This window comes from Streptomyces sp. NPDC020875, assembly GCF_040641415.1.
GTDB lineage: Bacteria > Actinomycetota > Actinomycetes > Streptomycetales > Streptomycetaceae > Streptomyces.
The window spans coordinates 46,803-59,201 of record NZ_JBFADP010000025.1 but is presented as its reverse complement, the minus strand read 5'-3'; the positions used below and the strand labels follow the sequence as shown (position 1 = coordinate 59,201).

Sequence of the window (12,399 nt, the reverse complement as noted above, 5' to 3'; positions counted from 1 at the left end):
CGCCCCGGCCGTCGGCACGAAGCTGCGCTGGCCGAGACGACGACGGGCGCGGGCGGGCCGGACCTGGTGGACGGCCTGGCAGCCGGTCCCGGTCCCGCGGTGTCGCCGTGCCGCTACGGCCCCGTCCGTTGCAGACGGGGCCCGGTGCGCTCCTGCGACCGGCTACCGAGACGGCCTACCCACGCGTACCCCAACCCGAATGGCATGGACCTGCCCATCAACAAGGTCTGCGGTACGGAGCACCGGTACAGCGGTCCGCTCACGCCCCCGGTCCGGCGGGCGATACACACGCCTCGACCCTCTGCGCCGGGCCGACAGGGCATGCTGCGCAGCGCGCCGGCACGGCGGCCGCGGCCGCCAGACGGCACCGCTGGGCAGGAGCGCGCGAGGAGCCAGGGGCCAGGGGGGCGGGTGAGGAAGCTGTCGATGCGGGAGGCGTCGGCGATCGGGTGCGAGCAGGGTCCGTCGGTCGAAGGCGTTGAATCGGAGCGGATGGCGGACCGGGCTCTGCCGGAGCGGCCCTCGGGCCAGTCCGGAGGCCCCCTGCGCCGCGCGGACGGCCCGGCCGGGACCGCTGTCGTGCTGTTCGAGCAGGAGCCCGACGCTGTGGGTGTCGCACCGCGGCCGACCGGCGGGAGGCAGCGGTCGATGCCGGATGGTTGTCCTGTGCGAGCGGCCGACCTGGTTCCTCAGGGATGTGTAGACCGTGACGTGGGCGAGCCGGCCGAACTGGAAGGCGCGGCCGGCGGCCGAGTACTACGGTCTGGTGCGGGCGGCGCTCGCGGAAGCGAGGCCAGCGCGCCAAGAGGTCACTTCAGGAAGACGGCACGGCCGAGGAACCTCGACGTGTCGGTGGAGGAGCCCCCTGGCGGGATCACCTCGATGACCGGCCCCTTGCAGTCGGCCGTCTGGTACACGAGCGCGTACTCGTTGGTGTAGTTGTGCACCACGAACTGGTTGTCCTGGCGGGGTACCTCGACACAACCGCTGGGGTTGATCTCGTGCCACCCGCTGTTGCGAATGTCGCCCTGAGCGGCATGCGCAGGGCCGGTCATCCCGAGGACCAGAGCTCCTGCCGACGTCAGAACCCCGACGGCGGCGGTGATACGACGACGCAGCAAAACTGACTCCTTCGCGGCTGAGCCAGCGCAGCGGATCCGCACCGGCACGCAGCAGCGCCCATAACCCCCCACGCCACGCTTGTAACGCTCTGCCATCGGCATTCACTCGCGGCACCCTGTCGCCCACCCCACCGGGGCACCGCTCGCCGGTTGGTGGCGGCGCGAGGTACGCGGCCTCCGCCGGGCCTGTCGTGACGCTCGTCGGCCACCACGTCGCCGGTAGTGAGCCGCTCGCCTTCGAGGTGGGGCGCGATCGCTTCTTGGGGGCGCGTTTGGGGCGCGTATTGGGTGGGCTTGAGGTGATGTGCATCACACGTAGAGTGATTGAATGATCACTTAACGTTGACGCGTTGCTCTAGTTGAGGGCCGCCCGAGTCGTGAGCCGCGCAGGTCAACCGGCATGCGGCAAGGCTATGCGTCGCGACCCGGGTGTACGAGTGAACCCCTGTGCGAGATTTTGTGTGATGCGAAAGTTACCTTCCGTTAATTTTTGGTGGTCAGAGCTCTGCACGTTCCGGGCCCTGGAAGCGGTTTCCTGATCGGCAAGAGCAACGACGCTCCAGGTCCCGACCCGCCTGACTAGGGGAGGCTCAGGCACGCCCCCGGGCCCGTAGAACCTGAAAGGCCTACACCACCTTGACCCACGACGTCGCCAGCCTCGTGCTGGCCTCGATCGCCTGCGCACGCGCGTTCGCCCCCGACGTGCGAATAGCGCTGCGACGCCTGCTGTCCGCAGGAGTCCGGGCCGGAACAACCTCGCTGATGGAGCATCAGTGCTCCGCGCCCACCTCCCACCCCAACCACGACCGCGGAGGTCGACGATGACCTCCCAGCCCACCTCCCGCCCCGCATCCTCCGTACACGCCGACGATCCGATGCCTCCGGCGTTCTGGGCCCTGCACGCGCAGTACCACAGGCCCTACCTCGAGTACGCCACCGTCCAACTCGGCAACGAGGAAGCGGCCCACATCCTCGTCGACAACACCTTCGTCGTACTCGCCGTCATGTGGGACCACCTCATGACCGAGGAGAACCCCGCCGCCTACGCCTGGGCCCTGCTCAAGACCCGCGTCGCCGACGAACTCGCCCTCCAGGGCCGCGCAGCCTCTGCGGCCACCGAGACCCTCGCGTTCGAGCGCGCCATCAAGGCAGCCACCTCGCCGATCCTCGACGACTTCCGTACCCAGTTCCGCGCCGAGTACGACCTCGCAGCCTTCGAGGGGCAGGTTACGGAACTCGCCGACAGCATGAGGCTGTTTGCGGCAATAGCCCGCTTACCGGAGCGTCAGTTTGATGTCATAGTCCTCCAGTACGCCCTCGACTTCGACACGGAGACCATCGCCCGGGTCATGGGAATGCAGAAGAGCACCGTCCGCTCCACCCGCCGCTCCGCCAGACGCAGGCTCGCCGCCGACCTGGGCCTCCCGATCGGCAACCTCACCGACCCTGATGAGGAGTGACAGACCCGTGCGCCGCGAACCGCGCAACCTCGACGAAGCCCTCGCCCGCGCGCGGGTCTTCGATGGCCGCTACACCCCGGCCCACCTCGCGGATTCGCGGCGCCGCATCACCGAGAAGCTGAACGACCTGCACACAATGCTGACCGTCCCGGGCGCGTTCGCCGCCCGGCCGGCCGGCCCCCCACCCCTACACGACCGCGCCGCACACGACCTCCGAGCCCTGTGCCAAGGCATCATCCACGACGCCGACGCCGCCCGCCGCATCGCACGCTTCGACACCACCCGCGACCCCGGCGGTGCCCTCGCCTTCGCCTGCCTCCTCGTCCTCGCGGGCATCGAGGAAGGCGCCCAGTTCTGGTGGCAGTTCGCAGCCGGCGCCGGAAACCCCAGCGCCGCCGTCTGCCTCTACCTCCTCCACCTACGCCGCGGCGACATCAAAGACGCCGAGTTCTGGGTCAGGCAAAGCGCCGCCCTGGACAACGAACCCTGCCAATACCGGCCCGTCACCCACCAACTCCTCAAACCCAACTACCTCCTCGTCAACGTCACCATCCGGATGGACGTCGCCATCCCCGAGCACAGCGCCGCCATCCCTGAGAAAGCCGTCCGCGACGCCATCCAGAGCCTCGACGTCGGCCAGATCGACGGACTCGGCCCCGTACCGCAACCCAGCCCCCGCCTCGCTCACCAACTCCAGGACTTGATCGCCAGCAGCACTCCTTGATCGTGCATGGGCCGCATCCTCGCCGAGGACGCGGCCTGGTGGCGCTGCTGAGGACGCCGGAGGGCGGGCGGTTCGCGGAGCTGGAGCGGATGCGCCCGCTGCCGACGCGGACGACGGGCACGGCGTTCGCCCGCTCCCTGGAGCGGGTGGACGAGATCTCGGCGTCCAGCTGGGGAAGCTGAAGCTGTCGCGGATTCCGCCGAACCGGCTGGCGGCGCTGGCGCGGTACGCGCTGGGGTCGAAGGCGCCGTTACTGGAGAGGGTGGCCGAGCCGAAGCGTACGGCGATGCTTACCGCGGTGATGCGGCACCTGGAGGCGAAGGCGATCGACGAGGCCCTGCACCTGTTCCAGGTCCTCATGGCCACCCGGCTGATCAGCACCGCGAAGCGTGCCACGGACAGAGAGCGGCTCTCCACGCTGCCGCAGCTGGAGAGGGCGTCCAGGACGGTCCCGCGAGCGGCGAAGGTGCTGTTCGAGGAGCTGGAACTGGTCGAGGAACACGGCGCGGACCTGGACGTCGCGGCGCTGTGGGCGGCGGCCGAGAGGAAGTCGCGCCGCGGTCGGCCGCGTTGAGCGCGGCCGCCACGGTCGTGTCGCTGGTGCCGCAGGACGAGAACGCGGCGGAGACCGCGATGCGGGCCGCGCTCGCCACTCGGTACAACACGGTGAAGCCGTTCCTCGCGCTGCTCGGCGAGTCGAAGGCGCTGTCCGCGGCGAGCGCCGGGAAGCGGGTCCTGGCCGGGGTGCGCGCCCTCCCGGCGCTGGCCCGGCGCAAGGTGGGCGTCAAGCCGCTGCTGCCGCGCGAGGTGGACGACAAGCTCGTGCCGCTGGCGTGGCGCAAGGCGGTGTACACCAACTCGGATCTGCCGCCGGGCGCGGTGGATCCGTAACTCTGGGGAGGGCGTAGGTGATGGCGATGATCATGATGTCGATACGGCCACGGTACGGGGCGCGGACGAGCACCGGTGCGGCACACGGGCCTGCGCGCCGTACCGGCGACGCGCACGCCAGGCTTCTCTGGATCTGACTGGGCCTGTGGCGACCTGTTGGGCCGTGGTCCGGCCGGTCACTCGTCCGGGGTGAGGTTCACCTCTCCGCAGGACCAGCACGTCCACTCGCCGGGCAACTCGTAGTGCGTCGTCGTCCAGAACCCCTTCGGCCGGCCCTGAACAAAGTTCGTCTCCCAGCACGACCCGCAATCGAACTCGAAGTCCTCCATACCCGAAAGGATCCCCGGTGGCCTGGCCCGTCGGCGGCGCCTTCGCAGGCATTGTCGTGATCCCGGCCCTGTCTGCGGGATTCCGCCAGGGCGGCGGCCCCTGTTGCCCGTACGAGTGACCGGCTTTCGGCCGCGTTGACGAACCGCCAGAAGCCCAGGGTGCGGGGCCGGTAGGGTGCCGGTGCGCACTGCGGTGCGCCTCCCCTCAACGGACGTTCCGGGCCCCCGCCTTCGGGGCCCGGCCCGAACCCGAAGGCGGTCGTCGGCCGGGAATCCGGCGGCCGGTTCTGAGGGGAGGCGCCCATGGGGCGTCACGGGAAGCGGAAGCCGACACTCCGGCAGCGCTGCGAGGACCTTCTGGTCCGGGCCGCGCGGGTACTGGGGAGGTGGCTGAAGCGATAGGGCCGACCTGAGCCCCGATGTATGAGGCTCAGGCCGAAAACCCTGTTCCGTGTGGCTCCCATTCCGGAATTCCGGTCCGGGGTGGGAGCCGCTTCTCCGAAGGTGCACCTCGCGGAGTCGCGTCAGTGCCACGGTAGCCGATGGCCCAGTCCACGGCGAGAGCGCCATCCCATCCCGGGCCGGACCTCCCGCCTGCTTGCGGTTTCGGGCAGGAGGCCTGCACGGCCCGGTCACTGGAGTGCGGAGCCGACGCCGTCGTCGAAGGTTACGGTCAGGGGCTCGGTGCCGTTTCGGCTGGTGGTTTCGAGATCATGTGCCAACCGCTCATACACGGCACCCGACAGGACCCATGCGCCGTCGTCCTTGCCGTACTCCGCAGTCCTGGGCCGGATGCTTTTCATCGCGATCAGCACGCCGATGACGGAACGGCCGGACATGGTGATCCGCAACCGGTCGTTTCCTTCCTCGGACGGAGTCGCCGGGGCTCGGAAGTGAGGAACATCCGCGGCATGTTCCTCGATGAAGTCCCACAGGTCACGGTGGCAGATCAGGTGCACCGTGCCGACGGTAGCCGCCATGCCGAGCACGACATCATGTGCGCCCAGTTCCCTCTGCGACGCGGTGAGACCGGGCTGCTCAGAGTCTTTCTCTGTGGACGGGAGGTTGGCGACTTCCTCGCTGACAGCCTGCCGACTGATGACGGCACCGCCCCCGCTCTCAGCCTCGGGCCCGCCGGACGGCGCAACCGCCGCACCGTCCGCTTCGGCCTCCTCACTCACTGGCGCTGCGGTGTCCGGTTCCCCGGGAAGAGCGGCGCCAGAAGGCGTGTCCCATCCGTGCTCCGGCTGCGCCGAGGGCAGTGCGTGCTCCTGGACCGGGTTCTCGTCGATGGCAGCAGACTCCGGCAGGCGGGCGAAGAGATCGCCTACCGTAGTGCGCAGTTCATGGACCGTGCGTACCAGTTCGGCCACGTCCTGGCGTAGCCCGGGAAGCGACTTGTTGATCTCCGAGAGCGATGTGGCCGCGGTGTTGACGCGGTTGCGTGTCTCCCGGTTGTCGGCACGGAGCTCGGACACCTGCACGGTAACCGAGTCGGTGATCTCACGGCGCGAGGTTTCCACACGCTCCCCCAGCGCGGTGACCTGTTCCTCCAGCGCCCGCCGGGTGTCAAGAAGAGCGGTCATCAAGTCGTTACGAGCCACACGTCCCCCACAGATTAAGTGATCAATCGGATTCGCTGCGTAGTCTGACCAGGTAGTAGCACCCTGACGGGCCGCATGGCACGGCCTGACTCAAACGCTTCGGGTAAGGGCTGAAACGCTGCCACAAGAAAGGGCGCTTGTTCGAAACAGGCAACGGCAAGCGCCAGCGGACGGTGCGGAAGTCGACGTACGCGCGCGCCACAGCAGCCACACGTCGACCCAGTACCGCCGCTTCAAGTCATCCCCTCCACACAACGGTTAAAAGGCTGATCAGCCGGACGGCGGTGATGGTGAGCGCGGCCTGGGCGCCAGGGAGGGCGGCTTCGCGGTAGTCCCGCTCGCGGTGTCGATCTGTGGATGGCGTTGGCGCAGGGCCCGCAGCGCGGCGGACCGGAGTTGTCGCCCCCGCTCCGGAGCCGGAGTTCCCCGACGTCGAGGACGGCCAGGAGCTTGTCCTCGAGGACCTGACCCGCGAGCAGGTCCTGGACGGGCGTAACCGCGCCGCCGCCGACCACCAGCTCGTCTTCGACCACATCGACCGGTACGGCGAACTGTCGGCGCAGCGCCTGTTCACCCGGGCGTTCGTTTCCCAGGTGCAGCGCCTGTCCGGCCTCGGGCACCTGAACCTCGGCTACTCCACCTGGGGGCAGGCGTGAGCGGCGGCGAGATGTCCGGCGTCGACCTGGCGAAGGTCGCGCTGCGGGCCGCGATGGAGCAGGCTCGTAGCAACGGTGGCGGCCGTACGGCGAAGTCGAAGCCGCGCCCGGCCGGACGGTGCGCCGGGACGGGCGCGAGCCGGTCGGCCTCGGCGCCGCGCTCGGCGCCCTGGTCACCGATCGTGCGTGGGAGCTCCCGGCCGCGGGCGCGTCGCTGCGGGAGTGGTGGGCGGCCATCGCCCCCGAGCTCACCGGGCACGTCGCCGCCGTGGCGTACGACCCGGACTCCGGTCGGCTCACCGTGTGCCCGGAGTCGTCGGCGTGGGCGACGAAGGCGCGCCTGGAGCAGACCCGCGTCATCGCGGCCGCCAACCAGGCGGCGGGCCGCACCGTCGTGAAGTTCCTGCGCATCCTGCCGCCCGGCGCCGCACCCGTTCCACTGGGCCTCAACTTGTCGACGCGTTTGACGGCGCTGGAGGACTCCCCGGCTGTCGCTTGTGCCCGGACCGTGCCCGCGAGGTTCAGGCGACGGATGGACGCTTTGGATCGGTGGGGACGATCGCGTGCTTGTCGAAGAGCTGTTCAAGGGCTTCGTAGCCGTGCTCGCGGCGGTATGCCATCTCGGCTGCGGTGACCGGCAGGGCCCAGAGGATGCGGGCATGGCCGTCCGGCAGCGGGCAGTGCTCCAGGTCAGGGCCATGGAGGTAGGGCAGGCTGATCAGCAGGTGGTCGCAGTGGGATCCGGGCAGCCACGGCTCCCCGATGGGCAGGCTGTGCTCGAGATCGAGGTGGTGATCGGCGTGGTAGTAGGCGGTCATGGCCAGGAGCTCAGCGAAGCGTTCGTCGCGGACTGGAGCGGTGAGGACGAACTCGTGGCCGTGGCCGTGGCTGTCCGTCTCGACCGTGGACCAGCAGCCGGCGGTGATGTAGGCCCAGCTGTCGGCGCGCGGTCCTGGACTGACGGTGAGGATCCTCAGGTCGGGAACCGCTTCCCTTCGTCCAGGCCCCATGTCGTGGTCGCTGACCGTGATCGCATGGCCGGTAAAAAAGTCGTGAACGTGAGCCTCGACGCCTGCTATCGCCCGCCAGCTGCGCTCGCTCTCAAACATGACGGAGAGGATCTCACGGCCGGTCCAGGTGCCCTGGCTGTGAGTCCGCCCCGCCTGCGGCGGGGCGGACTCGGATGGTTCAGCTGGCCTTGACCGGCTCCTCGGCTCGTGCCCGGGTGGAGGCGAGGCGGTAGGAGTCGGTGCCGGTCTCGATGATGGTGCCGTTGAAGGTGAGCCGGTCGACGAACGCGGCGCAGAGCCTCGGGTCGGTAAAAGTCTCGTCCAGCCCCCGAACGACTCGTTGGAGGCGCCAGCGGATCCGTCCTCGCTGCGGCCGCGCCCGAACTTGCCGGGCACATCAAGGTGGTGAAGTGCGCCGCGGGCACGGGCCACCTGGGCGTCGTCCCCCGACACTCCTGAGTACGACACGGAGGCGGGCTGGAGTGCGTCGAAACTGATTTCGGCGATCAACGAGCGGGTGCCGGGCGCGGCGTCCGGCGTGCCAGGGGCTGCCCGGCAGTGGAGCGGCGGGTGTAGGGCGTTCTACGTTCCGGCGTTCGGGTCCGGGCAGGTACGGCGGGCGCACGCGGCGACCATTGCTGCCAGGTCGCCGTCGCTGCGGGCGAGAAGGTCGCGCTGGGCCCGGGCGCCGCTGCCCGTACGGAGCACCGTGGCCAGGGTCTCCTGGGCGCGGAGGAGGTCGCCGTGGTCGTCCAGGGCGTCGCGGACATGGTCGAAGAGCGCCCGTAGCACTGTCTCGGCGGGTGCGGGACGCATGGTCGCCGGGTGGAGCAGTCGGTCCTCCAGCCCGGAGCGGGCGGCCCGCCACGAGGCGAGGCGCAGCAGTTCCACCCGGTGCTGGGAAGGCGGTTGTCCGGCCTTCCAGGCACGTGCCGCGGTCTCGACGAGTCCGCGGGCGAGAGTGGCGATCAGTACGGTGGTGGCGGAGTCGAGGGGGACGTCCGCGATCCGGATCTCGACCGTGGGGTAGGCCGCGGACAGACGGGCGTCGAAATAGACCATCCCCTCGTCCAGCAGTGTCCCGGTGCCGATCATGTCGGCCACCTGGGCGTGGTACCGGTCGGCGGTCCCGAAGGGCTCGACCGGCCCGGCGGAGGGCCACCGGCCCCACACCCGGCTGCGGTAGCTGCTGTAGCCGCTGTCCTCGCCCTGCCAGAAGGGGGAGTTCGCACTGAGCGCGAGAAGAACAGCCAGCCAGGGACGGATCCGGTCGAGGACCGCGACTCCCTCCTCGTCGGAGTCGACCGCCACATGCACATGGCAGCCACAGGTCAGCTGTTCCTGGGTGGTCAGCCCGAAGTGCTCCTCCAGCCAGCGATGACGCTCGCCGAATCCCAGGGACGGGCTGACGGAGAGCGGTGAGGTTCCCAGCGCCACCACCGTCGCCCCCAGCTTCTCGGCATGCCGGGCCGCCTCGCCGCGGCAGTGCCGGATCTCCTCCGCGAGCTCCCCCATGGCGGTGCACGGGCTCGTGGCGAACTCCACCTGCTGCCGGTGCAGCTCGGCCTCGAAGACCTCCTCGCCCTCGGATCTCTCCCGCGCCGCCGCGGCAAGCACCGCGGTGGCCAGCGCACGCGGCTCACCGCTGACCGCGTCCACCAGGAGGAGCTCCTCCTCCACACCCACACTCCGCACCATCACTGCCGTACCTCCGCTGTCGTCCCGTGGACCGGATAGGCCGGCGCACGGGGTACGCGTACCGCCTGCCCAGTTGCCCGCTCCGGTGCCATCCGCTCGCGTCCCGGGCGGGACGTATCCCGTCTGCCCCGCCGAGCAGGTGTCATACCCCCACCACCGTCCTACGGCGCGACGGGCGCGAGCCGCTCGGGCTCGGTGCGGCGATCGGGATGATGACGACCGAGCGCGGCCTGGTGGCCCCGGCCGCCAGCGGAAGTGTCCTCGCCCACTTCGACGACATCCTCGCCGCGGCCGCGCCCGAGCTCGCCGGACGCGTGCAGGCGACGGCGTTCGACGCGGACACCGGCCGCCTGGACGTCGTTCCCGACGCCCCGCCCGTCGGCACGAAGCTGCGCTGGAGCGCCCCGAAGCTGATCGTGGCAGTCAACGAGCGGGTACCGGGCGCGAGCGTCCAGACCATGCCCGTCCTGGCGTCCGCGCCCGTGGGGTCAGCCCCCACGGTCGTGGCCGACGTCGCTCCGGCCCCGGCCAGCCCGCCTTGCCCGCCGTCTCAGCGAGCGCCGGTCGCCGCAGGACGGATACCGCTGCGCATTCGAGGCGCACCGCCAGGGTGCCCGGACCTCCCGAGTGGACGTGGCCGTCACGGAAGCGGTGGAACGGCAGACGAAGGCGATGCGCGAGCTGTCGCGCCCGGCATTCCGCGAGACTGACGTCGTCGCGGACGATGCGCCGGCCCCGATCGCGCAGGCCCACACCGAGCGCCGCCGCCAGGCCGCGGTGACAGAGGCCGCTGCCCTGCGCCGGGCACGCGCCGGGATAACCGTGCCCCCGCACCGCGCCACCGGCAGGTAGCCGGTGAAGTGGCATGAGCCGCCGTCGTGACGGCGCATGGGGGGGCGAGGCTCAGCGCACGCGGCCGAGGTGGATCACGTTGACGTGGATCTGCTGGTCGTTGATCTCGTACATCACGCGGTAGATCCCGACGTGGATGCGCAGGACGTCGGCGCTGCCGAACGCTCCGTCGGGGCGGGGGTTGTTGGCGAGGCGGTCGACGGCTGCGAACACCTGCCGTACCCCGCCGGGGTCGTCCTTGGCGAACCGCTCCGCCTGGGCGAGGGCTTCGGGTTCCCAGATGACCTCGTAGCTCACGCGTCGTCCCCGAAGACGCGGCGGTACGCCTCGTCGTGCGGGACGGCGGCGTTCTCGCCACGGGCTTGGCGCTCGCGGTAGGCGGCCAGGGCGCGGAGCTCCTGGAGCTCGAGGGCGTCGGCGGGGCTGACGAGTATGGCGACGGTCTGGCCGTGGTCGGTGATAGCGACCGGTTCCCGGGTGGCGCTGACCCCACGGGCAATGGCCCCGAGGCGGGCGCGGGCTTCCACGATCGAGTACGTCGTCTCCGTCATGCACACCACTGTACGGAAGTGTGCACATGCCCGCACCGTGCTGTCGTGGGGTCGCTGTCCCGCCGAGAGGGTTACGGGGCCGGTCGGGGGCGATACCGGTATGTGCCGCGGAGGGTGGGGGTGCGGCGCCGGGCGTTGCCTCAGCGGCGGTGCTCTGCCGGGTCCCACACCCGGTTGCAGGAGCGGCACTCCAGCATTCCGTTCAGCCGGTTGTCGCTGACGACCGTCCGCACCCGCCAGAAGCCACAGTTGGGACATATGCGGCCACTGCGGCTGAACCAGCGGACGCTCGGCAGCTTTTCGGTCAGCAGCCACGCGACCGCCGCAACCCCGGCGACGATCACCACCAGGAGAACCCCGCCGAGTACGGACACCGCCTACCCCCTTTGCGCCACAGCCGGGCTCCGGCTGAGCGCATCCTAGCCTCGCACCGGCCGTCGGCCTGCGCTTGTCCACAGGCCGCTCGCGCGCGGGCCCACCCCTGTCGAGCCGTCGGTACCCGGGGGCGGGCCCGGCCCCGCCCCCGGGGCGCCGGCAGCTATGCGGCGGGAGTGAGTTCGGCGCGGCCGAAGAGGAGGGCGTAGCCGGTGGGGAGTTGTTGGAGGATGCGGGTGAGGAGGTGGGGGCCGGTGTGGGCGGCGACGGCGTGGAGGACGGCGCCGGTGTCCCAGCGGGTGGTGCCCAGGGAGGCGTTGGAGCGGGTGGCGAGGTCTTTGACGAATTCCCAGCCGGTCAGGGGCGCGCGGTGGGGGATTTGGGTGGTGAGGATGCGTGCGGCTTCGAGGGGGAGGGCGGCGGCGAGGTCGGCGCGTTCCTGGCCGGTGAGCTGGCGGCCGAGACCGGCGAGGACGAGACGGACTGCTTCCTCGGCGCGCTCGCGGGTGGGGTAGGCGCCGTCGTAGCGGACCCGTTCCAGCAGTTGCTCGTACGCCTTCCCGTAGGGCTGGGGCTGGTTCGGTGCGCCGTGGTACATGGCTCGGTTGCCTTTCTGTCACCGGAGGGTCTGGGTGACCGTCGGCCGGTCACCGGCGTGGGTGTGTCAGGTGGTGGGCAGGGGGGTGGCCGAGGAGGAGGTCGTAGCCTCAGGGGAGATGGAGCAGGATCTCGTCGGGGAGGTTCTCGCCCGCGGCGTCGGCGGCGGTGGACAGGACGGCGCCGACGTCCCGGGGGACGGTCCGCTCGCTCGCGCCCTCGATCCAGGCCGCGGTCGCCCGGATGAACCGCTCCGGGTTCAGGGGTTCCGCGCTGTGGAGCGGGTTCAGGAGGGCCGGGGCGAACTCCTGCGGCAGGCGTGCCGCCGGTTCCGCGCGGACCCGCCCGGCGAGGTGGGCGCCGAGCAGGGCGAGGACGACGCGGGCCGCGCGCTCGGCCTCCTGCCGCGTGGGGTACCGGCCGCGTTCTTTCACCCGGTCGAGGAACGCTTCCCCTCGAACGGTCACCTCGGCCACCTCCTTCGCGCGAAGGGGGCGGAGGACGGGGTGAGAGGGGAGATCGGGACCCGTC

General features: G+C 70.7%; 15 protein-coding genes and 2 pseudogenes. 6 read left to right on the top strand and 11 right to left on the bottom strand.

Annotated elements, in window-relative coordinates; all coding sequences use genetic code 11:
* Positions 1–809 precede the first annotated feature (809 nt).
* Positions 810–1,121 carry a hypothetical protein gene (locus AB0G74_RS16630; protein WP_361146327.1) on the bottom strand — a complete coding sequence of 104 codons (312 nt, stop codon included), beginning with the start codon at positions 1,119–1,121 and terminating at the stop codon, positions 810–812.
* An 821-nt stretch (positions 1,122–1,942) separates the two neighbouring features.
* Between AB0G74_RS16630 and AB0G74_RS16625 the strand changes: the two genes are divergently transcribed.
* The 3 genes and pseudogenes from AB0G74_RS16625 to AB0G74_RS16615 form a co-directional block, all read left to right on the top strand.
* Complete coding sequence (locus AB0G74_RS16625; protein ID WP_361146324.1) at positions 1,943–2,581, top strand: sigma-70 family RNA polymerase sigma factor; 639 nt, start codon at positions 1,943–1,945, stop codon at positions 2,579–2,581.
* 7 nt (positions 2,582–2,588) lie between these two features.
* Entirely contained in the window at positions 2,589–3,305 is a 717-nt protein-coding gene (locus AB0G74_RS16620; RefSeq protein ID WP_361146321.1) for a hypothetical protein, read from the top strand.
* Positions 3,306–3,340: 35 nt separating this feature from the next.
* Positions 3,341–4,190, top strand: a pseudogene (locus AB0G74_RS16615) (Tn3 family transposase); the annotation flags it as partial.
* 182 nt (positions 4,191–4,372) lie between these two features.
* Here AB0G74_RS16615 and AB0G74_RS16610 read toward each other — a convergent pair.
* Entirely contained in the window at positions 4,373–4,525 is a 153-nt protein-coding gene (locus AB0G74_RS16610; protein WP_361146318.1) for a hypothetical protein, read from the bottom strand.
* Positions 4,526–5,157: 632 nt separating this feature from the next.
* The gene (locus tag AB0G74_RS16605) at positions 5,158–6,129 is read right to left on the bottom strand and encodes a hypothetical protein (protein ID WP_361146315.1); all 972 of its coding nucleotides are present in this window, start codon (positions 6,127–6,129) and stop codon (positions 5,158–5,160) included.
* 353 nt (positions 6,130–6,482) lie between these two features.
* Here AB0G74_RS16605 and AB0G74_RS16600 point away from each other — a divergent pair, with 353 nt between their 5' ends.
* Both AB0G74_RS16600 and AB0G74_RS16595 read left to right on the top strand, forming a co-directional pair.
* Positions 6,483–6,785 (top strand): hypothetical protein, encoded by a 303-nt coding sequence (locus AB0G74_RS16600; RefSeq protein WP_361146312.1) that lies wholly within the window; start codon positions 6,483–6,485, stop codon positions 6,783–6,785.
* Positions 6,786–6,903: 118 nt separating this feature from the next.
* Complete coding sequence (locus AB0G74_RS16595; RefSeq protein WP_361146309.1) at positions 6,904–7,419, top strand: DUF721 domain-containing protein; 516 nt, start codon at positions 6,904–6,906, stop codon at positions 7,417–7,419.
* Here AB0G74_RS16595 and AB0G74_RS16590 read toward each other — a convergent pair.
* The 3 genes and pseudogenes from AB0G74_RS16590 to AB0G74_RS16580 form a co-directional block, all read right to left on the bottom strand.
* Positions 7,307–7,894: a suppressor of fused domain protein gene (locus tag AB0G74_RS16590; protein ID WP_361146306.1), complete on the bottom strand. Its 588-nt coding sequence runs from the start codon at positions 7,892–7,894 to the stop codon at positions 7,307–7,309. The genes AB0G74_RS16595 and AB0G74_RS16590 overlap by 113 nt on opposite strands.
* Positions 7,895–7,973: 79 nt before the next feature.
* Positions 7,974–8,152 (bottom strand): annotated as a pseudogene (locus tag AB0G74_RS16585) (ATP-binding protein); the annotation flags it as partial.
* A 225-nt stretch (positions 8,153–8,377) separates the two neighbouring features.
* Positions 8,378–9,493, bottom strand: a complete 1,116-nt coding sequence (locus AB0G74_RS16580) for a glutamate--cysteine ligase (protein ID WP_361146303.1) — start codon at positions 9,491–9,493, stop codon at positions 8,378–8,380.
* A gap of 627 nt (positions 9,494–10,120) precedes the next feature.
* Here AB0G74_RS16580 and AB0G74_RS16575 point away from each other — a divergent pair.
* On the top strand, positions 10,121–10,345 hold the full coding sequence (locus AB0G74_RS16575; protein WP_361146300.1) for a hypothetical protein: 225 nt from the start codon (positions 10,121–10,123) through the stop codon (positions 10,343–10,345).
* A gap of 51 nt (positions 10,346–10,396) precedes the next feature.
* Here AB0G74_RS16575 and AB0G74_RS16570 read toward each other — a convergent pair whose 3' ends face one another.
* From AB0G74_RS16570 to AB0G74_RS16550, 5 genes are all read right to left on the bottom strand, one after another.
* Complete coding sequence (locus tag AB0G74_RS16570) at positions 10,397–10,642, bottom strand: type II toxin-antitoxin system RelE/ParE family toxin (protein WP_361146297.1); 246 nt, start codon at positions 10,640–10,642, stop codon at positions 10,397–10,399.
* Positions 10,639–10,896 carry a type II toxin-antitoxin system Phd/YefM family antitoxin gene (locus AB0G74_RS16565; RefSeq protein WP_361146294.1) on the bottom strand — a complete coding sequence of 86 codons (258 nt, stop codon included), beginning with the start codon at positions 10,894–10,896 and terminating at the stop codon, positions 10,639–10,641. The genes AB0G74_RS16570 and AB0G74_RS16565 overlap by 4 nt, the downstream gene beginning before the upstream one ends.
* A gap of 140 nt (positions 10,897–11,036) precedes the next feature.
* Complete coding sequence (locus AB0G74_RS16560) at positions 11,037–11,270, bottom strand: hypothetical protein (protein ID WP_361146292.1); 234 nt, start codon at positions 11,268–11,270, stop codon at positions 11,037–11,039.
* Between the two features lie 164 nt (positions 11,271–11,434).
* Positions 11,435–11,869: a DUF2267 domain-containing protein gene (locus tag AB0G74_RS16555; RefSeq protein WP_361146289.1), complete on the bottom strand. Its 435-nt coding sequence runs from the start codon at positions 11,867–11,869 to the stop codon at positions 11,435–11,437.
* Between the two features lie 109 nt (positions 11,870–11,978).
* Positions 11,979–12,335, bottom strand: coding sequence for a DUF2267 domain-containing protein (locus AB0G74_RS16550; RefSeq protein ID WP_361146286.1), 357 nt, complete (start codon positions 12,333–12,335; stop codon positions 11,979–11,981).
* Positions 12,336–12,399 lie beyond the last annotated feature (64 nt).